Here is a 19,531-nt window from a genome sequence, read left to right on the forward strand (position 1 = left end):
TCAGGCCTCCACCGCCTCCTTGCCGCCGGTAGCCATGGCGCTTTCGACGACCTGCGGCGCGGCCTCGCGGCGGCGCTCGGCGAGAATCATCTGCGCCGCCTTCTCGGCGATCACCAGCACCGGCGAACAGGTGTTGCCGGAGGTCAGGCTGGGCATGATCGAGGCATCGGCGATACGCAGGCCGGGGATTCCGTGCACCCTCAATTGCGCATCCACCACCGCTTGCGGCCCCTGGCCCATGCGGCAGGTGCCGGCAGGGTGGAAGATGGTGGTGCCGATCTCCGCCGCGGCGCGCTGCAGATCCTCTTCGCTGCGGTATTCCGGGCCGGGCTTGTACTCCTGCGGACGGAAGGCGGCCAGCGCCGGCGCGGCGGCGATGCGGCGGGTCAGGCGTATGGCGTCGGCAGCGACCTTCAGGTCGCGCGGATCGCTCAGGTAGTTGGGCTGGATCGACGGCGCCTCGCCCGGGTCGAGCGAGCGGATGCGCACCGTTCCCCGGCTGTGCGGACGCAGGTCGCAGACCGACGCGGTGAACGCCGGGAAGGCATGCAGCGGCTCGCCGAAGCGATCCAGCGAGAGCGGCTGGACGTGGTATTCGAGGTTGGCCGAGGGCTGCTGCGGATCGGAGCGGGCGAAGGCGCCCAGTTGGCTCGGCGCCATCGACAACGGCCCGCTGCGGCTCGCCAGGTAGCGCAGGCCCATGCCCAGCTTGCCCCATAGGCTGCCGGCGATCTGGTTGAGGGTGGGAACGCCGTCGACCTTGTAGATCATGCGCAGTTGCAGGTGATCCTGGAGGTTACCGCCGACCCCGGGCAACTCGTGGACGACCCCGGCACCGAGCCGCTCCAGCAGGTCCCGCGGGCCGATCCCGGAGCGTTGCAGCAGGCACGGCGAACCGATCGCGCCAGCGCTCAGGACGATCTCGCGGCGCGCCTCGAAGCGCTGCTCGCGGCCCTGCCAACGGACCGACAGGGCCCTGGCGCGGCCGTCCTCGAGGAGCACCCGCTGGACTTCGGCATGGGTCAGAACCGTCAGGTTGGCGCGCTGGGCGATGCCGCGCAGGAAGCCTTTCGAGGCATTCCAGCGCACCCCGCCGCGCTGGTTGACCTGGAAGTAGCCGCAGCCTTCGTTGTCGCCACCGTTGAAATCCTCGACGCTGGCGATTCCGGTCTGCGCCGCCGCCTGCTGGAAGGCATCGAGCAGCTTCCAGGAGAGCCGCTGGCGTTCTACCCGCCATTCGCCGCCGGCGCCGTGCATTTCGCTGGTCCCGGCGAAATGGTCCTCCATCCTGCGGAACAGCGGCAGCAGCTCTCTCCAGCTCCAGCCCGGATTGCCTTCGGCCACCCACTGGTCGTAGTCGCGGGCCTGGCCACGCATGTAGATCATGCCATTGATCGAGGAGCATCCTCCGAGCACCTTGCCGCGCGGGTACTTCAGGGAACGACCGTTGAGCCCGGGGACCTCGTCGGTGTCGAAGCACCAGTCGGTACGCGGGTTGCCGATGCAGTAGAGGTAGCCGACGGGAATGTGGATCCAGGGATAGTTGTCCGGACCGCCGGCTTCCAGCAGCAGGACACGGTTGGCAGGGTCGGCGGAAAGCCGGTTGGCCAGCAGGCAGCCGGCAGGTCCGGCGCCGACGATGAGGTAGTCGTAGGTATCCAGTACCTCGGGCATGGCGAGCCTCGTCTTGTCGTTCTTGTGATGGGCCGTCGGACCTGCGGATGACCGGCAAGTCTCGAACGGCTTGAGGCTAGTCGTTCATTCGCGATAAAAAAACAAACGTTTCGGGGCAGCTATTGTTCGTTTTCTAACAACGCCCCCTCGGCCCGGCAGAAGGCGCTCCCCATGTTCGACTGGAATGACCTGCGTTTCTTCCTCGAGTTGCAGCGCAGCGGTCGCCTGCTGACCGCCGCCAAGCGTCTCGGCACCACTCACGCCACGGTGGCCCGGCACATCGAGAACATCGAGCGCGACCTCGGCACCCAACTGTTCGCCCAGCACACCGGCGGCTACCAGTTGACTCCGGCCGGCCAGGCGCTGCTCAAGCACGCCGAGGCGATGGAGAACACCGCGCTGCTCGCCCAGGAAGAAATGAGCCAGAGCATCTCGCCGCTGGGGCAGATCCGCATCGGCGTCACCGAAGGCCTCGGCAGCGTCTTCCTCGCTCCGCGCCTGGCGCAATTGATGCGCCACTACCCGGGCCTGGAGGTCGAGCTGGTCTCGGTGCCGCGCTTCGTCAGCATCACCAACCGCGAAGCGGACATCGCCATCTCCCTAGACCGGCCGAGCGCCGACCTGGTGATCACCCGCCTGCTGACCCGCTATCGCCTGGCGTTGTTCGCCAGCCCCGCCTACCTGGAACAGGCGCCGCCGCTGCGCGACCGCGACGACCTCGGCAGGCACCAGTGGATCGGCTACGTCGACGACCTGCTGTTCAGCCAGGAACTGATGTTCCACCACAGTTTCTGCCGCCACCCGCAGGTCGTGTTCCGCAGCACCAGCGTGGTCGCCCAGCAGCAGGCGGCACAGGCCGGCATCGGCCTGGCGATCCTGCCGCACTTCATGGGTAGCCGCGATCCGTTGCTGGTACCGGTGCTGCCCGAGGAAAGCATCCAGCGCGAGTACTGGATGAGCACCCGGCGGGAGCTGCACCGCTCGGTGCGCCTGCGGGTGGTCTGGGACTTCCTGCTGGAGCTGTGCCAGCGCGAGCGAGAGGTTCTGCTCGGCCCTTCGGCAACGCCGCCGCCATGATGGCGGCGGTTATCCGCGGAACGACACTCCGCCGTCTCAGGCCAGGCGTTGCAGCGCCTGTCTGGCCTGGTTCTCCAGCTCCAGCTTGAACGAGGGTTCCAGGCGCAGCTGCCGCGCCAGCTCCTCGAGGTAGGAGCGCTCCATGAAGCTTTCCTCGTCGACCATCAGCAGGCTGGCCAGGTACATCTCCGCGGCGATCTCCGGGGTGCTCGCGGCACGGGCGATCTCGGCCGGGTCCAGCGGCTTGTTCAGCTCGCGCTCCAGCCAGCCCTGCACCTCGCGGTCGCTGGTCAGCTTGGCCACCTCGCCTTCGATCATCTGCCGTTCGCGCTCGTCGATGTGGCCGTCGGCCTTGGCCGCACCGACGATGGCCTGGAGGATCGCGTGGCTATGCACTTCGGCCTGGACTTCCGGCAGGCGGTCGACGGTCTGCGGCTGCGCCTGCGGCGCGGCGCCGTTCTGTTGCTGCTGCCAGTTGTTGTAGGCCTTGTAGGCGATCACCCCGAGAGCGGCGAGGCCGCCGTAGGTGATCGCCTTGCCGCCGAACTTGCGCGCCTTCTTGTTTCCCAGCAGCAGGCCGATGGCGCCGGCCGCCAGGGCTCCGCCGCCGGCGCCGGAAAGCAGGCTGCCGAGCTGTCCGCCGCCGCTGGCGCCGGGCTTGCCGCCGGACTTGTTCTGCAACATTTCCTGCCCGGACTTGAGCAATTGGTCGAGCAAACCACGGGTATTCATGAGGAACCTCCAGGACGTTCGGTAACAACCGGATTCGACCGACTCTAGCCCTTCGCGTCCGCGCTGCCCGCCGGGAGTTTGCTTCGAGATATTGCCGGCCTCCGCGGACACCGTGGCAAAGCGCGACACATGTCACATTTCTCCAGATAGAGGCCTAGTGCCAGCAGAAAGCCCTTCGACGCGCCGGCATGGCCCTCTAAACTCCGCGCCCGCCCGCGACTGCGGGTCGGCGTCCGACGCCAGCCGCTCCGCGCGCATTCGCAACAGCAATCTGTGAACATGGCTCCCCCGAGCCACCCACTGCCTCGCAAAGGACTTCCCATGACCATCTCCCGCCGCGACTTCCTGAACGGCGTAGCCCTGACCATCGCCGCAGGCCTGACCCCCGCCGAGATCCTCCGCGCCGCCCCCGGCGGCCGCTACTATCCGCCCGCGCTCACCGGCCTGCGCGGTAGCCATCCGGGCGCCTTCGAAGTCGCACACCAGATGGGCTGGGAGAAGAAGACCTTCGATGTCGACCACCTGCCGATCGAAGAGGAATACGACCTGGTGGTGGTCGGCGGCGGCATCAGCGGCCTCGCCGCCGCCTGGTTCTATCGCGAACGGCACCCCGCGGCGCGCATCCTCGTCATCGAGAACCACGACGACTTCGGCGGCCATGCCAAGCGCAACGAATTCCAGGCCGGCGGGCGCACCATCCTCGGCTACGGCGGCAGCGAGTCGCTGCAATCGCCGAACGCCCTCTACAGCGAAGACGCCAAACACCTGCTGAAACGCCTGGGCGTCGAGCTCAAGCGCTTCGAGACAGCCTTCGACACCGACTTCTACCCCGGCCTGGGCCTGTCCCGCGCGGTGTTCTTCGACAAGGCCAGCTTCGGCGTGGACAAGCTGGTCAGCGGTGACCCGACGCCGATGGTTGCCGACGAGGTCCCCCGCGATCGTCTCAATGCCCGCTCCTGGCGCGCCTTCATCGGCGACTTTCCGCTGAGCCGCGAAGACCGGGAGGCGCTCATCGCGCTGTACGAATCACCTCGCGACTATCTTGCCGGCAAGAACGTGGAAGAGAAGGAAACCTACCTGGCGAAGACCAGCTACCGCGACTACCTGCTCAAGAACGTCGGGCTCTCGGAAACCTCGGTGAAGTACTTCCAGGGCCGCAGCAACGACTTCTCTGCCCTCGGCGCCGACGCCCTGCCGGCGGCCGACGCATACGCCGCCGGCTTCCCCGGCTTCGACGCCCTCGGCCTGCCGCAACCCAGCGAGGAGGCCCAGGCGGAAATGGACGAGCCGTACATCTACCATTTCCCCGACGGCAACGCCTCGCTGGCTCGGCTCATGGTGCGCGACCTGATCCCCGCGGTGGCGCCGGGCCGAGGCATGGAGGACATCGTCATGGCCCGCTTCGACTACTCGAAGCTGGACCTCGCCGGGCACCCGGTGCGCCTGCGCCTGAACAGCACCGCCGTCAGCGTGCGCAACCGCGCCGGCGGCGTCGATGTCGGCTACAGCCGCGCCGGCCGCCTACACCGGGTACGCGGCAAGCACTGCGTGATGGCCTGCTACAACATGATGGTGCCGTACCTGCTGCGCGACCTCTCCGAGGAGCAGGCCCACGCGCTGAGCCAGAACGTCAAGTTCCCGCTGGTGTACACCAAGGTATTGCTGCGCAACTGGCAGGCCTGGAAGACCCTCGGCATCCACGAGATCTACGCGCCGACCCTGCCCTACTCGCGGATCAAGCTGGACTTCCCGGTCGACCTCGACAGCTACCGGCACCCGCGCGACCCGCGGCAGCCGATCGGCGTGCACATGGTCTACGTGCCGACCACCCCGAACGCCGGCATGGACGCCCGCACCCAGGCTCGCGTAGGCCGCAGCAAGCTCTACGCGATGAGCTTCGAGCAACTGGAAAAGGACATCCGCGACCAGCTCCAGGCCATGCTCGGCCCGGCCGGCTTCGACCACCGTCGCGACATCACCGGCATCACCGTGAACCGCTGGTCGCACGGCTACTCCTACTTCATGAATACCCTCTACGACGACGAGGCGGAAAGCGAAGCGCTGATGGAACTGGCGCGAAGCAAGGTCGGCAATGTCACCATCGCCAACTCGGATGCGGCCTGGGATGCCTACGCCCATGCCGCCATCGACCAGGCGGTGCGGGCAGTCCGCGAATTGGGTTGAAGGACGGCGACGGCAGCGGGACCCGCGCTGCCGTCGCGCCCTTCCGATGTCCAGCAAGACTGACAGAAATGTACTGACAGAGATTTCAACCCCTACTCCACGAAAGCCGTTCAAAGACCCTATGTTTCTCGGCCTCCCCTCGAAATAACCTAGGGAAAACACATAGGAAATTTCCTACTAGCATTCAGAAAAGTCCTGATTAAACCGACAGACACCATCGCTAGAATTCGAGCCCGTCCGGAGCTGCCTCCTGGCGGATTATCCGCCTGTCGGCGTTGCCGGTAGCCGCTGCGGAAACCTCCACCTCGATCGGGTTCGATTTCATGAAAACACGCGTCATCCTCGTCGACGACCACGCCCTCACCCTGATCGGCATGCGCTATCTGCTGAGTGCGTACGACGACCTGCGGATCGTCGCCCAGGCCCAGGACGCCGATGGCTTGCTGGCGCAGCTCGAAGCGCACCCCTGCGACCTGCTGATCACCGACCTGATGATGCCCGGCAGCCAGCAGGCCGACGGCTTGCACCTGGTGCAGAAGGTCCGGCGGCGCTATCCGGACCTGCCGATCATCGTCGTCACCATGCTCGGCAACCCGGCACTCGTTTCATCCCTGCTCAAGCTGGGCATTCACGGCCTGGTGAGCAAACGCGGCATGCTCGACGATCTGCCCAAGGCGATCCGCCACGCCGGCCGTCGACCATTCATCTCGCGCTCCATCGCACACCTGCTGGAAGTGGGCGAAGCCGAGCACGGCAAGCCGCTGGCCAGCCTCGAACAACTCACCCCGCGCGAAGTGGAAGTGCTGCGCCTGTACGGCAGCGGCCTGGCGGTCGGGGAAATCGCCATCCGACTGTGCCGCAGCAAGCAGACCATCAGCGCGCAAAAGAGCAGCGCCATGCGCAAGCTTGGCCTGGACAGCAATGCCGGACTCTTTATCTACATCCGGGAAAACGGCCTGGCCTGAGCAGCGCGGCCGCGATATGTCCGCCCCGCCAGCCCGCTTCGCAAGGTCCGCGCAGCAGCTAGAATGTCCCGCAGCGCCGGGCGTCTTCCGTGCCCGCCTCCGCCAAAGGACTCTTTTCACATGGACCGTAACCGCCGCCTCTCCGCCCGACTCTGCCTCCTGCTGCTGGGACTCGCCAGCCAGGCCGAAGCCCGCGAACCGCAGCCCTGCGCGTCGCGACTGCTTGACGCCGTAGCCAGGCAGGTCGGCCACGATGGCTGGATAGCCCCTTCGTACGAATCTTCCGGTCCGTTCCTCGCCGTGGCCTGCAAGCCCTGGCCGGACGACCCCGCGCAGACGGTGATCGCCATGGCCTACCTGGATCCGGGCGACACCGCCGTGGAAGGCGAACGCCACCCGCATCTGCTATTGGCCAAGGCCGACAGCCGCAGCGGCAGGCTGCTCGAACGCTACGACAGCGACTTCGAAGAAGACGCGTCCGTCGCCGTCGGCAGCGACAGCCTCTGGCTGGACACCGCACGCTATCGCCTGAGCCCGACGGTGCGCGCCTTCGGCGTGGTATTCCATAGCGTGGCGCGTGGCGCCAGTTGTCCGGAAGCCGGCTTCGACAACCTGCTGACCCTGGTGGTGCCGGCCGGCGACGGCAAGCTGCGGCCGGTGCTCAACACCTACCTGGACCAGTGGAGGACGCTGAAAGGCTCGGTCTGCTCCGCCGAGCCGGGGTTCGAACAGGAAGTCTCGCACCTGACCCTGGAACTCGGCCGCGGACGCTCCAACGGCTTTGCCGACCTGGTCGTCACCTCGCGGGTCAGCGACGGCGAAACGGAGAACGGCAAACCCTTGCGCACGGTGAAGCGCACGCTGCGCTACGACGGCGAGCGCTACCCGTTCGAGGAGTATTCGGACTTCTGGCACCGCCAGTGAGGGAAGGCCGTGGCCACCAGCCACGGCGAAACAGCGGAACCGCGCGCCCGCCGCAAGGGGCGGACGCGCGCAGGGAACTCAGCTCTCGCTGGTTTCCTCGCTCTCTTCGGCGGGCGCCGGCTCCTGCTCCGGCTCGCCTTCGTCGCCCTGCTCGTCGTCCGACTGGCAATACGGCGTCGGGTCCTGCGGCCAGATCGCCTTGCCATTGCCGTCGAGCAACTGTTCGGCGCCGCAATCGGTGGTGGCCACGGTGAAGCGCGGCTTGCCGTTCAGGTCGTACAGTGCGCGCAAGGTTTCCGTCGCCTCGTCGCCAGTGCCGCTGACTTCGTAGCCCAGGATGTAACCCTGCTGCGGATTCACCTCCAGCTTCTGCCAGAGCGCCGGAACCAGCGTGCGTCCCTGGCGATCGAGCAACACGGTGTGGGCAGCGTTGTCCATACCGTCGAGAGCTTCCAGGAAACGACCGTCATACGCAGACTGGATGCTGATCAGTTCGCCCGGCTCCAGCAGCATCTTGCCGCTGCGGTCCATCAGGCCCACCACCGGCACCTGCCTTTCCGAACCCATGAAGCTGACGGTCTTCTGCGGCCCGCCCTTCTTCGCCACGACGAACAGGTCGTTGCCCAGCGCGCCGATCTGCGCATAACCCGGCTTCACCCACTCGCTGCCTTCGTCGAGGTTGAAGATGCCGAAGTCGGCGCTGAACAGGCCGGTGCTCACGCCGACGGCAGCCAGCCCGGGCACGTCGACGGTGTAGCCAAGCGCGGTGAGGCCGGCGCTGTCGGCCGAATCGTACTGCGGCTGCACCTTCCAGGCGCCGCTGCGATCGATCAGGCCGTACTTGCCCGACGAGCCATCTTCCATGCGCTGCTGGGCCAGCCCGCCCTGCTTGCCGAAGGCGCCGCAACCGGCGAACTGGGCGGCGATCACCACCTTGCCCTGGTAGTCGAGGTAGCCACAGGGGCTGTCGTACTTCTCGCGGAACGCGACCAGGCCGTTGGCCGGGGTGCCCAGGTAATCGTAGCTCTTGCCGTCACCGACCACGTCGCCCTTGGCATCCACCAGTTGGGAGCCCTTGCCGATGACGCTGGCGCTCATCACGCCGTCGTGGAGGTCGCCCAGGCTCTCGTAGGCCACGGCCTTCTGTTCGCCGGTGGCGAGGTTGATGATCCACTTCTCCTCGCCACGCTCGGCGCTGATCAAGCCGCCGTGTTCGGCGACGCTGCCGTTGACCAGGGTGGTGTCGTAGAGCGCCTCGGTGAGCTGCTTGCCCTTGGCATCGAGGATGCCGCGCTTGCCATCGATCTCGTAGATGATGAATTCGTTGGCACTGTTGGGGTAGATGTCGTCGAAACGCGGCGCCTGGACTTCCTTGCCCTGGCCGTCGACCACGCCGTACTTGCCATCGCGGACGAAGCCATAGAGGTCGGGGGTGAGCAGCGACAGGGCTTCGCCGATATCGTCGCGCAACACCTTGCCGTCCTTCGCCTGGATCAGGTTCCAGCGCTCCTCGCGCGCCGCCATCAGGGTGCCCTGGTAGGCGCTGGCGACGATATTGTCGTAGTCGTTGTCGAACGGCACGAGCAGCTTGGCGTCCTGGTCGATCACCGCGCACTGGCCGTTGAGGCATAGCGGGATGCTCAGTGCAGCCATGCTCGGTGCGGCCGGTTGCGGCGCGACCGCCGCAGGCTTCGGCGCATCGTCGCCCTGGTTGCAGGCGCTGAGGAGCAAGGTGGAAACGGAGACGGCGAGGGTGTTGCGGCCGATACGCGACAGTCTTTGCATGCGGATATGTTCTCGTATGATCCCTGAGATATGTGTCCAGCCGCGATGCGCGCGACATCGCGGAACGCGGTAGCCTTCCCGGCGGAAAGGCGCGGGCATGATGCCCGTGCCGCGGACCGCCTGGCAATGCCCTGGTCCGTCGGCTCGGCGACAGGCGGCGCGCTTGCTGGCAGAATCGCGGCTTTCCGCAAACCGCGCAGGTACCGCCCCATGAACGACCGACTGCAGATCGAAGACCTCCTCCTGGGCGACGGCAAGGAGGTAGTGAAGGGTGCGCTGATCACCACCCAGTACAAGGGCACCCTGGAAGACGGCACGCTGTTCGACTCCTCCTACGAGCGCGGCCGGCCATTCCAGTGCGTGATCGGCACCGGACGAGTGATCAAGGGTTGGGACCAGGGCCTGATGGGCATGAAAGTCGGTGGCAAGCGACGGCTGTTCGTCCCTTCCCACCTGGCCTACGGCGAACGGCAGGTCGGCGCGCACATCAAGCCCCACTCCAACCTGCTGTTCGAGATCGAACTGCTGGAAGTGCTCACCCGCGACGACTGAGCCGAGGGACGGCGGCGGCCTCTGGCCGCCATGCGCAGGACGAATAGTCGCTCGACTATCCGCCCTGCACGAAGCCGGTTTCTCTTCTAATCCGCGGGGCGAGCCGCGGAACCCGTGGCAATGGCGCGAGGCAGGCCGTCCAGCACACGCAGCAGGCAGAACCCCAGGACGGCCCCCGCCGCGCCCGCGACCAGCATCAGGCCGATCGCGCCCGACCAGTCGAAACGGCTGACGATCAGGCCGATCAGCAAGGGGCCGATCACCTGCCCCAGGTAGTTGCCCTGCATTACCCAGCCGATGGCCAGTGGCGTCAGCGAAGGCGTGGGCGAGGCCAGCGGCGCGGTCGCCAGCACGGTGGTGGGAAGCATGCCGGCGACCGCCGAGAAGACGAACCCCAGCGCAATCGCCAGGAGCCCCGGCGTCGCGGCATGGAAGAACGCCGCACCGGTGACTCCCATCAGGATCGCGGTGGTCACCAGCAAGGCGCCGGGACGTATGCCGCGGGAAAGGATGAAGCCCGCCGCGACATTGCCCAGGGCGTTCGCCGCGACGATGGCCGCGCCGATGAGTCCCGCAGTCTCCAGGGCGACACCCAGGCGCTGCATGAGGAACACGGGGAGGAACGTCATCAGGGCGAAGAACTGCAGGTTGTAGGTGGTGAAGCCGAGCGCCAGCAGGGTGATCGCCGGAACCTTGAGCAACGTGCCAAGACCGGCCGGCCTCACGCCTGCCGCCCTGCGCCCATCGTCGGCAGGGACGCTGAGCGGCAGCAGCAGCGCCGCGACCAGTACCAGCAGTGCGCTCAGTTGCCAGTCGGCGCGCCAGTCCGCGAGCAGCGGCCCGAACAGCATCGAGAGGGCGATTCCGCCTGCCATGAAGGTGCTCCACAGACCGAACACCACGCTGCGCCGCGTCTCGCTGGTGATCCTGTGCAACACGGCGGGCGCCGCCACCACCACGATGAGGAAACCGAGCCCCTCGACGAAGCGAGTGGCGAGCAACCAGGCGAAGTCCTGCATCGACGCACCGAGCAGGCTCGCTCCGCCGAGAATCGCCAGTCCGCCGGTCAGCAGCCGGCGATCTCCCCAGCGACGCACCAGGAGGCCAGCGGCGATGCCGCCGAATACGCCGACGAACGGAAAGGCGGACATGATCCAGCTCAGCGCGGCGAGGTCGCCGCCGAAGCTCCGTTGCAGCGACGGCAGGGCGATGGTCGCCTTGCCGACATGCAGGGCGGCGGCGATGCCGGCGAAGATCACATTGGCAACTGCCAGCCATCGCGGGCTGGCCTGGGGGTGCGGACGAGCGGGAGTGGACGGGCTATCCATCGTTGCCTCCGGGCATGGAGTGGCGCCCGGCAAAGTCGCCAGACGCTCTGCGCGGATTCTGATAGCTCAAGTTAACTTGAGGTAAAGAGCCCAGGAATCAAACGATGTGTTCCATCGCCCGCACCAATGGCAATCCGGCACGCCCGCTCAGTAGAAGTGCTCGCCGTAGAGGTCCCAGGCATTGCGCCGGGCCGCCCGGCGCAGCTGCTCGGTGTAATCCCGCCGACCGACGGCGGATCGTCCCGAGGTGGCAGCGACAGCCTCGGTCTCGGTGCGGGACGGTTTGTTGCGCGGAGTGTTCAGGGACATGGCGGCGTCACCAGTTCATCCCCGTCGCCGGCCCGCTCAGCAGCGCCTTCGCCATGCCGCGGGCGGACGCCAGGTCCGGCGCCACGCTCACCGGCGGGCCGTAGACAGCCTGCAGCACCGGCGCCAGCTGCTGCAGGTCGGCGAGGTTGTCCGGCTGGCCGTTGGCACTGAGCAGGATGCCCCGGCAATGCTCGACGAAGCGCTGGCGATTTTCCTTGAGCCATAACACCAGGCGCTTGCGCGCTTGCTGGTCGCCTTCAGCTTCTTCCTGCGGGAGTGGCGGATAGACCAGGGCGAAATCGCACTCGACGGCCAGCAGCGCTTCGACCTCCTCCAACCAGCGCTCGACATCGGCCAGCTCGCGGGGCATCTCGCGGACCTGGACCAGGGGAAAGGCATCGATATCCAACAGGCTCTTAGCGGGGGCATTCATGGGGGACTCCTGCGGGGAGGCAAGGCGGAGGAATGAGCGGAAGTGCTTGCCAAAACAGTACTGTACGATACAGTTCTTAAATGACCAGCGTCAACCCTAACGAGAAACGCTCTCAGCAAACCGCCTGGAGACTTGAACGGACCGTCCCGACGGCCCACCATGCGCACCTTCCGACCGCCACCCCGCGAGGCCCGATACCGCCCATGAACGATGCGTCCCCCCGTCTGACCGAACGCGGCAGGCAACGCCGCCGCGCCATGCTCGACGCCGCCACCCAGGCCTTTCTCGAACACGGTTTCGAAGGCACCACCCTGGACATGGTGATTGAACGGGCCGGTGGTTCACGGGGAACCCTGTACAGCTCCTTCGGCGGCAAGGAAGGCCTGTTCGCCGCGGTGATCGCCCACATGATCGAGGAAATCTTCGACGACAGCGCCGATCAGCCGCGCCCCGCCGCCACGCTGAGCGCCACCCTCGAGCATTTCGGCCGGCGCTTTCTCACCAGCCTGCTCGATCCCCGCTGCCAGAGCCTCTATCGCCTGGTGGTGGCGGAATCTCCGAGGTTTCCGGCAATCGGCAAGTCCTTCTACGAGCAGGGGCCGCAGCAGAGCTACCTGCTGCTCAGCGAGCGACTGGCAGCGGTCGCCCCCCACATGGACGAGGAAACGCTCTACGCGGTGGCCTGCCAGTTTCTCGAGATGCTCAAGGCCGACCTGTTCCTCAAGGCCCTCAGCGTGGCCGACTTCCAGCCGACCATGGCGCTGCTGGAAACCCGCCTCAAGCTGTCGGTGGACATCATCGCCTGCTACCTGGAACACCTGTCGCAGCGCCCCGCGCAGGGCTGAGCGACGCGCCGTTCAGGCGGAGGGCGGCAGCGCCTGGCCCGGCAGATCGGTGAGGTGGATCTCGGTGACCAGGGGTTCCTGGCGCGGCAGGGTGCGATCGAGCAGGGGCGAGAAACGCGACAGCGCGCCGATCAGGTCCCACTGGGTCTCCAGGGCGGCCCCCAGCTCCGAGAGTTCGTTCAGGACCCGATGACCGACCCGTTGCAGGCGTGGCTCTTCGCTCTGGCTGAGTTCCACCGAAAGGTGCGCCAGCATGGTGGTCATGTTGTTCATGTTGCGTGTCGCCAGGACCAGGATATTGGCCAGCAGGGCGACATCGCTGTCAGGCAGGGAGGCGTGGGGAGAACCGGCGGTAGCGTGCATGCGAGCATCCTTTCTCGAAGTGCGGTCCGGAGCGAACGTCGCGGGAGAATAGCATCATATTGCCATTACGCAATATCTCCCGCGAAACGCTCAGGATGATTTCCTGATGCCAGGCAGACCGCCAAGGGCGGCAAAGGTTTCCATCAGGTGGGCCGCCGGCGCCTCGCCGCGCCGACGGCCCCGACGGCTCACTGCATTTCCAGGGATTTGCGCGGCGGCGTGCTGCGATGAGCGGCTCGCAGGTATTGCGGCGGCCAGGGCATCTGCTCGTTGCGCAGTTCGTCGGCGGCGTGCAACGGCCAGTACGGATCGCGCAGCAGTTCACGGGCAAGCAGGATCAGGTCGGCCTGACCGGTGCGCAGAATATGCTCGGCCTGCACCGGCTCGGTGATCATGCCCACCGTGCCGCTGGCGATGCCGGCCTCCTTCTTCACCCGTTCGGCGAACTCGGTCTGGTAGCCCGGCCCTACCGGGATTTCCGCATTCGCCGCGGTACCGCCGGAAGACACGTCGATCAGGTCCACGCCCAGGTCCTTCAGCCGCCGGGCCAGCTCCACGGTCTCGTCGGGGTTCCAGCCATCCTCCACCCAGTCGGTGGCGGACAGCCGCACGAATAGCGGCAACTCTTCCGGCCAGGCCTTGCGCACCGCGGCGGTGACCTGCAGAAGCAGGCGGATGCGGTTCTCGAAGCAGCCGCCGTACTGGTCGCGACGCTGGTTCGACAGCGGCGAGAGGAACTGATGCAACAGGTAACCGTGGGCCGCATGCACCTCGGCGATCTTGAAGCCGGCAGCCAGGGAGCGCTCGGCGGCGCGTACGAAGGCCTGCACCAGCGCCTCGATCTGCGCCTCGCTCAGGGCCTCGGGGGTCGTGTGCTGGGGATCGAACGGGATCGCCGACGGCGCCACCGGTATCCAGCCGCCGTCGCCGATCGGCACGCTGCCGTGCTTGCCCAGCCACGGCCGCCAGGTACTCGCCTTGCGCCCGGCGTGGGCCAGCTGGACCCCAGCGACCGCGCCCTGGGACTCGATGAAACGGGTGATGCGATGCAACGGCTCGACATGCGCGTCGCTCCAGATGCCGAGGTCGTCAGCGGTGATGCGTCCCTCGGGCAACACCGCGGTGGCTTCGACGATCACCAGGCCGGCGCCGCCCACCGCGCGACTGCCCAGGTGCACGAGATGCCAGTCGTTGGCCAGGCCCTCCTGCGCCGAATACTGGCACATGGGCGATACGGCGATGCGGTTGGGCAAGGTGATTTGACGCAGGCTAAGAGGCTCGAACAGCAGACTCATGGCAGGACTCCCGGTCGGTCTTGGAATAAATGCTCACACCTGAACTTTAGACCGGGTTCGCGGAGGCCAACGGCCTAAGCGACATAAAGCAGCCGTCCTCCTGGCGGAAGACGGCTTGAGCGGCCCCGGCCGGCATTCCTTCCTGGAGTGCCGGCCGGGGCCACCGAGCTTACAACGCGCTCGGGCAGGTCACGCCGACGGTGCTGAACGCCCGGGTGACGTCAGCCGCCGAGTAGTTGCGGTTCTGCGCCGAGCTAATCACTCCACAGGCACCGCTGTTGTAGTTGCTGGTGGCGGTCCAGTAGTAGCGGTTGGCGTCGACGAACACCTCGAAGGCCTTGCGGGTATCCCAGCCCGGCGAGTTGGCCAGCAGGTAGAACGCACGGTTGTACACGCCGCTGGAGTGGTGCACGTCGATACCGTTGTAGTACTGCGAGGCGTTGTCGATGGATCGCCCGTCGCGGCTGGGCTGGTCCATGTAGCGCAACGCACCGCTGCCCTTCTTGATGTCGTAGCCGATAAGGAAGTCGTTCTTGCCGCGCATGTAGAACTCGGCGGCCTCGCCGGCCATGTCGGAGAACGCCTCGTTCATTCCGCCGGATTGCCCGCGGTAGATCAGCCCGGAGTTCTGCTCGGTGAAGCCGTGGCTGACCTCGTGGGCCGCCACGTCCAGCGACACCAGCGGATAGAACATGGTGGCGCCGTCGCCGAAGAGCATCGCCGTGCCGTCCCAGTAGGCGTTCTCCACGCTGCGCCCGTAGTGCACCTTCATGTACAGCTTGTGGGTCAGCGGGCTGGTGCCGAACCAGTCCCGGTACAGGTTGAACACCACGCCGCCGAAGAAATGCGCGTCGTTCAGTGGCGAATAGGCGCCGTTGACCTGCTTGTAGGTGTTGGTCGGGCAGGCGAAGCGGAACGGCGTGGTCTTGCTGTCGTTGGTGCTGCCGTTCATGTCGACGGTGATGACGTTGCCGTCGTCCATCTCGCAGCGGTCGTTGACGATCAGCGGACCGTAGTCGCTACCGTAGGTGTACTTGCCGATCTTCTGGTTGCCACCGGGGCCGCCCGCCTCGGCGTGGGCCAGGCCTTCCCACTGATCGAGCACTTCACCGGTCTTGGCGTCGATGACGAAATGCGGCCGCGACAGTCCCTCGCCGGGAATCAGGTAGGAGACGTTGTAGACCAGTTGGGCGATGTTGTTCTCGCCCAGGCGGATCACCAGTTCCACTTTGTCATTCTCGGTCTTGCGGCCCTGGGCCTTCAGGCTCTTGGCCTGGGCCAGCACCTGCTCGGCGGATACCGCCGCGGTGGTGCTGCCCGGCAGGTCGGCGGCGATGTTGGCGACGAAATGGCCGCTGCGCCGCGCCGCCACGCTCTTGCCGGGACCCTTGACTTCGGTGATGGCTTCGCCGACCACCCGTACGCCGTTGTGGAATTGCTCGTAGCGGGTGACCTGCTTGCCGTTGGGCAGGGTCGTGCTGCGGATCGCTTTCAGTTCGTCGGCACCGCCGGCGCCGACCGCGGCTTGCAAGGTGACCGGGCCGGGCGCGCCCTGGGCAGCCTTGCTGGGGAGTTTGGACACGTCGATCAGGTCGGCGGCAAAAGCGGCCGGCGAAACACCCATGATCGCAACGAACAACAGGTCAAGCGTAGAAACCTTCTTCATCTTGTTCAGTTCTCCTGGTTTTTTCAGGCCGAAGTACTCGGCCGACGCTTACCGCCGCCTTGTGGGCTGATCGGAACAGCCGTATCAGTCCTTCGGGTAGAAGGAACTGCACTCCCCTGGCTCGGTCCCGTTTTCGACGGTGCTTTCGTGTACCAAAAAGAACCCGCGGCCAAACCTGCCAGAACTGGCAGGTAGCCTTGATTTCGCCGGAAATCTGTATGTTTTCGCTGGAATAGCTAGCAGAAAAGCAGGTGGCAGCTAGGTTGCCCCCAGCCCCGGGACGCGCTCAGCGAGGGGCCATGTGGACGATCATCAGTTGCACGCTTTCCTGGCCGCGGAATTCGTTGACGTCGAGCTTGTAGGCCAGCTCGGCCCAGCGCACGGTAGGGTTGGGCCACTGCTCGCGGTCGATGTTGAAGGCAATGCCATCCAGTTGCAGCGAGCCGCATTCGCTTTTCAGCACCAGCTTCAGGTGACGCTCGCCGACGATCCGCTGCTGCACCAGCTGGAACACCCCGTGGAACATCGGCTCGGGAAAGTGCTGGCCCCAGGGACCGGCCTGGCGCAACGCGCGCGCCAGCTCCAGGTGGAACTCCTGGATGCTCAACTGGCCATCGGAGAGCAGGCGCCCGGCCAGGTCCTCCTCGGCCAGTTGGCGGCGTACTTCGGCATCGAAGGCGGCGGAGAAAGCGCCGAAGTTTTCCTGCGGCAACGATAGTCCGGCAGCCATCGCGTGGCCGCCGAACTTGCTGATCAGCCCGGGATGACGGGCGGCTACCGCGTCCAGCGCGTCGCGGATGTGGAAGCCGGGAATCGACCGTGCCGAGCCTTTCAGGCTGCCGTCGCCGGCGTCGGCGAAGGCGATGGTCGGCCGGTGGTAACGCTCCTTCAGGCGCGAGGCGAGGATTCCGATCACCCCCTGGTGCCAGTCGGCGTCGAACAGGCACAAGCCGAACGGCAGTTGCTCCAGGCTCAGCTCCTTGAGCTGCGCCAGCGCCTCGCGCTGCATACCCTGCTCGATGGCCTTGCGGTCCTGGTTCAACTGGTCGAGCTGCACCGCCATGTCGCGGGCCAGCGCTTCGTCGTCACAGAGCAGGCATTCGATGCCGAGGGACATGTCGTCGAGCCGACCCGCCGCGTTCAGGCGCGGACCGAGGATGAAACCCAGGTCGGTGGAGGTGATCCGTACCGGAGGCCGCCCGGCCACCTCCAGCAGCGCGCGCAAGCCCGGCCGGGCGCGGCCGGCGCGGATGCGCGCGAGGCCCTGGTGGACCAGGATGCGGTTGTTGGCATCGAGCGGCACCACATCGGCGACGCTGCCCAGCGCCACCAGGTCGAGCAGCTCGGCGAGGTTCGGTTCCTTCAGCCCGCGCCGGGCGAACCAGTCCAGCTCGCGCAGGCGCGCCCGCAACGCCAGCATCACATAGAAGATCACCCCGACCCCGGCCATGGCCTTGCTGGGGAATTCGCAGCCCGGCTGGTTGGGGTTGATGATCGCATCCGCCGCCGGCAGTTCCGGGCCAGGCAGGTGGTGGTCGGTGACCAGCACCTTGAGCCCCGCGGCTTTCGCCGCCTGGACGCCGTCCACGCTGGAGATGCCGTTGTCCACCGTCACCAGCAGGTCGGGACGCTTCTCCAGGGCCACGCCGACGATCTCCGGGGTCAGGCCGTAGCCGTACTCGAAGCGGTTCGGCACCAGGTAATCGACCCAGGCCGCGCCGAGCATGCGCAGGGCCAGCACGCCGACGCTGCTGGCGGTGGCGCCGTCGGCGTCGAAGTCGCCGACGATGAGAATCCGCTGGCCGCCCTCCAGGGCATCCACCAGCAGCGCCACGCCCTCCTCGATGCCTTTCAGCCGCTGGAAGGGAATCAGCCGCGCCAGGCCCTTGTCCAGCTCCTCGGCGCAACGCACGCCACGAGCTGCGTACAGGCGTGCCAGCAATGGCGGAAGGTCGCCGAGATCGGGCAGGGTTTCGGGCAGGGGGCGGGGTTCGATACGCATCAGGTCACTCGTTCGGCTCGACGGAAGGAAACGGCGGCGGCGATCAACGCTCGCCCTGCAGCCATTCCAGCTGCAACTCGTGCTGGCCGTTCTCGTCGGTGACGAACAGGGTGCCCTCGCTGATCATCACGGTCCAGTTGATCGAACGCGGCAGGTCGCGGGACAGGCTCTCCAGGGGTTCCTGGGGCACTGCCGCGACGTTGATGTTCTTCAGGCTGCGCACGCTGTCCAGCACCTTGGTCTGCCAGACCCGCAGGTTGCCATAGGCGAGCAGGCTGAAGCGCTCGCAGCGACGCGAGCACCAGGTGATGCGCTCGGCGTCCGGCTGGCCGACTTCGATCCAGTGCAGGACCCGGCCGTCCAGGCTCTTTTCCCAGAGCGCCGGTTCGTCCACGTCCGACAGGCCACGCCCGAAGGCGATCTGCTCGCCGTACCACAGCACGTAGGCCAGCAAGCGCACGGCCAGGCGCTCCTCGGTCTCGGAGGGGTGCCGGGCCACGGTCAGGCGCAACGTCTCGTAGACCCCGCGGTCCAGGTCGGTGAGGGAAATATCGGCTTTATAGGGCGTGGATTGCAGGGCCATGGGAATACCGGCGTGGGAAGCGAAAGGGCGCAAGTCTAACCTGAAACCCGCCCGCGTGCGGTCCGCCGGCCGACCGCCTGCCCTGCCTTTCTCGCGTCCCTGCCGCTCAGCGCGGGGCGTAGCGGCCCCAGAGTTCCTCGAATTCGCGCCGATAGGCGCCAATCAGCACGGCGTCGTCGGTTACCAGCAGGTTCTCTTCGTTGTTGACGCTGGCGCTGCGGGTCCAGTTGAAACTGCCGTTGAGCAGCCAGGCGCCATCCACCAGGGCGAACTTGTGGTGCATGTGGAAGGGACTGTCGTCGATTCGCAGCGGCACGCCGGCCTCGCGCAGCGCATGGATGTCGCTGCCTTCGTCGAACTGCTTGTCATCGTCGCTGATGATCCGCACCGGAACGCCGCGCCGATGGCAGGCCAGGATTTCCGCACTGAGCTGGTCGTCGGAGATGGTGAACACGCAGATGTCCAGGCTCTGCCTGGCCTGCCGGCACAGCTCGCGGATCTTCCGCCGACACTCCTCGCCGGGACTGAAATAGGCGCTGGCGCGGCTGCGCGGCGCCGCCGCGGTAACCTCCAGGGTGCGCACCACCTGCTCCAGCCACTTCAGGGCGGCTATCCGTTCGCCCTGCTCCTCCACGAGGACCAGCTCACGCACCAGGCCGAAGGCACGGTTGCGCAGGAAACGCACCTGGTCGGGCGCCAGCTCGCCGCCCAGTTGGCGCAGTTCGTCCCGTTCCTCGTTGCTCAGCTTCAGGTCGGCCAGGCTGTCGCGCAGTTGGCGGTCCAATCCGTCGAAGTCCATTTCCCGCTCCTCGTG

General features: G+C 66.6%; 18 protein-coding genes. 6 read left to right on the forward strand and 12 right to left on the reverse strand.

All coding sequences use genetic code 11. The features are described from left to right. Complete coding sequence (locus tag AC4OR5_RS03705) at positions 1-1,674, reverse strand: GMC family oxidoreductase (protein WP_003137963.1); 1,674 nt, start codon at positions 1,672-1,674, stop codon at positions 1-3. Positions 1,675-1,845: 171 nt separating this feature from the next. Between AC4OR5_RS03705 and AC4OR5_RS03710 the strand changes: the two genes are divergently transcribed. Then, entirely contained in the window at positions 1,846-2,751 is a 906-nt protein-coding gene (locus AC4OR5_RS03710; protein WP_003092552.1) for a LysR family transcriptional regulator, read from the forward strand. Positions 2,752-2,787: 36 nt separating this feature from the next. On the opposite strand, the gene AC4OR5_RS03715 is transcribed toward AC4OR5_RS03710, so the two are convergent. Next, positions 2,788-3,483 (reverse strand): tellurite resistance TerB family protein, encoded by a 696-nt coding sequence (locus AC4OR5_RS03715; protein ID WP_058161246.1) that lies wholly within the window; start codon positions 3,481-3,483, stop codon positions 2,788-2,790. Positions 3,484-3,804: 321 nt separating this feature from the next. Between AC4OR5_RS03715 and AC4OR5_RS03720 the strand changes: the two genes are divergently transcribed. From AC4OR5_RS03720 to AC4OR5_RS03730, 3 genes are all read left to right on the forward strand, one after another. Next, positions 3,805-5,667 (forward strand): flavin monoamine oxidase family protein, encoded by a 1,863-nt coding sequence (locus AC4OR5_RS03720; RefSeq protein ID WP_058161247.1) that lies wholly within the window; start codon positions 3,805-3,807, stop codon positions 5,665-5,667. A gap of 323 nt (positions 5,668-5,990) precedes the next feature. Then, complete coding sequence (ttsR, locus tag AC4OR5_RS03725) at positions 5,991-6,632, forward strand: two-component system response regulator TtsR (RefSeq protein ID WP_058161250.1); 642 nt, start codon at positions 5,991-5,993, stop codon at positions 6,630-6,632. A gap of 120 nt (positions 6,633-6,752) precedes the next feature. Next, the gene (locus AC4OR5_RS03730; RefSeq protein WP_003137956.1) at positions 6,753-7,556 is read left to right on the forward strand and encodes a PA3715 family protein; all 804 of its coding nucleotides are present in this window, start codon (positions 6,753-6,755) and stop codon (positions 7,554-7,556) included. A gap of 78 nt (positions 7,557-7,634) precedes the next feature. Here the strand turns inward: AC4OR5_RS03730 and AC4OR5_RS03735 are convergent, their stop codons facing one another. Beyond that, positions 7,635-9,341 carry a WG repeat-containing protein gene (locus AC4OR5_RS03735; RefSeq protein ID WP_491952824.1) on the reverse strand — a complete coding sequence of 569 codons (1,707 nt, stop codon included), beginning with the start codon at positions 9,339-9,341 and terminating at the stop codon, positions 7,635-7,637. A 210-nt stretch (positions 9,342-9,551) separates the two neighbouring features. On the opposite strand from AC4OR5_RS03735, the gene AC4OR5_RS03740 reads away from it, so the two are divergent. Then, complete coding sequence (locus AC4OR5_RS03740) at positions 9,552-9,893, forward strand: FKBP-type peptidyl-prolyl cis-trans isomerase (protein WP_003092567.1); 342 nt, start codon at positions 9,552-9,554, stop codon at positions 9,891-9,893. An 86-nt stretch (positions 9,894-9,979) separates the two neighbouring features. Here AC4OR5_RS03740 and AC4OR5_RS03745 read toward each other — a convergent pair whose 3' ends face one another. The 3 genes from AC4OR5_RS03745 to AC4OR5_RS03755 form a co-directional block, all read right to left on the reverse strand. Further along, positions 9,980-11,221, reverse strand: a complete 1,242-nt coding sequence (locus tag AC4OR5_RS03745; RefSeq protein ID WP_033958387.1) for an MFS transporter — start codon at positions 11,219-11,221, stop codon at positions 9,980-9,982. A gap of 147 nt (positions 11,222-11,368) precedes the next feature. Continuing rightward, positions 11,369-11,530 (reverse strand): MexR antirepressor ArmR, encoded by a 162-nt coding sequence (gene armR / locus AC4OR5_RS03750; protein ID WP_003109634.1) that lies wholly within the window; start codon positions 11,528-11,530, stop codon positions 11,369-11,371. 7 nt (positions 11,531-11,537) lie between these two features. After that, complete coding sequence (locus AC4OR5_RS03755; RefSeq protein WP_003129878.1) at positions 11,538-11,963, reverse strand: hypothetical protein; 426 nt, start codon at positions 11,961-11,963, stop codon at positions 11,538-11,540. Between the two features lie 203 nt (positions 11,964-12,166). On the opposite strand from AC4OR5_RS03755, the gene nalC reads away from it, so the two are divergent. Further along, complete coding sequence (nalC, locus tag AC4OR5_RS03760) at positions 12,167-12,808, forward strand: efflux system transcriptional repressor NalC (RefSeq protein WP_003109635.1); 642 nt, start codon at positions 12,167-12,169, stop codon at positions 12,806-12,808. A gap of 12 nt (positions 12,809-12,820) precedes the next feature. On the opposite strand, the gene AC4OR5_RS03765 is transcribed toward nalC, so the two are convergent. The 6 genes from AC4OR5_RS03765 to AC4OR5_RS03790 all read right to left on the reverse strand — a co-directional run bounded on the left by AC4OR5_RS03765 (position 12,821) and on the right by AC4OR5_RS03790 (position 19,516). Beyond that, positions 12,821-13,171, reverse strand: a complete 351-nt coding sequence (locus tag AC4OR5_RS03765) for a hypothetical protein (protein WP_003137947.1) — start codon at positions 13,169-13,171, stop codon at positions 12,821-12,823. Between the two features lie 188 nt (positions 13,172-13,359). Further along, positions 13,360-14,466 (reverse strand): NADH:flavin oxidoreductase/NADH oxidase, encoded by a 1,107-nt coding sequence (locus tag AC4OR5_RS03770; RefSeq protein ID WP_019485708.1) that lies wholly within the window; start codon positions 14,464-14,466, stop codon positions 13,360-13,362. Between the two features lie 169 nt (positions 14,467-14,635). After that, positions 14,636-16,132 carry a M4 family elastase LasB gene (gene lasB, locus AC4OR5_RS03775; protein ID WP_003092588.1) on the reverse strand — a complete coding sequence of 499 codons (1,497 nt, stop codon included), beginning with the start codon at positions 16,130-16,132 and terminating at the stop codon, positions 14,636-14,638. A 286-nt stretch (positions 16,133-16,418) separates the two neighbouring features. Continuing rightward, positions 16,419-18,134, reverse strand: a complete 1,716-nt coding sequence (gene recJ, locus AC4OR5_RS03780; RefSeq protein WP_003092592.1) for a single-stranded-DNA-specific exonuclease RecJ — start codon at positions 18,132-18,134, stop codon at positions 16,419-16,421. A 43-nt stretch (positions 18,135-18,177) separates the two neighbouring features. After that, positions 18,178-18,717, reverse strand: a complete 540-nt coding sequence (locus AC4OR5_RS03785; protein WP_003092594.1) for a YaeQ family protein — start codon at positions 18,715-18,717, stop codon at positions 18,178-18,180. A 106-nt stretch (positions 18,718-18,823) separates the two neighbouring features. After that, entirely contained in the window at positions 18,824-19,516 is a 693-nt protein-coding gene (locus AC4OR5_RS03790) for a phospholipase D-like domain-containing protein (protein WP_058160187.1), read from the reverse strand. Positions 19,517-19,531: the final 15 nt, after the last annotated feature.

This window comes from Pseudomonas sp. YA1 (assembly GCF_058680555.1).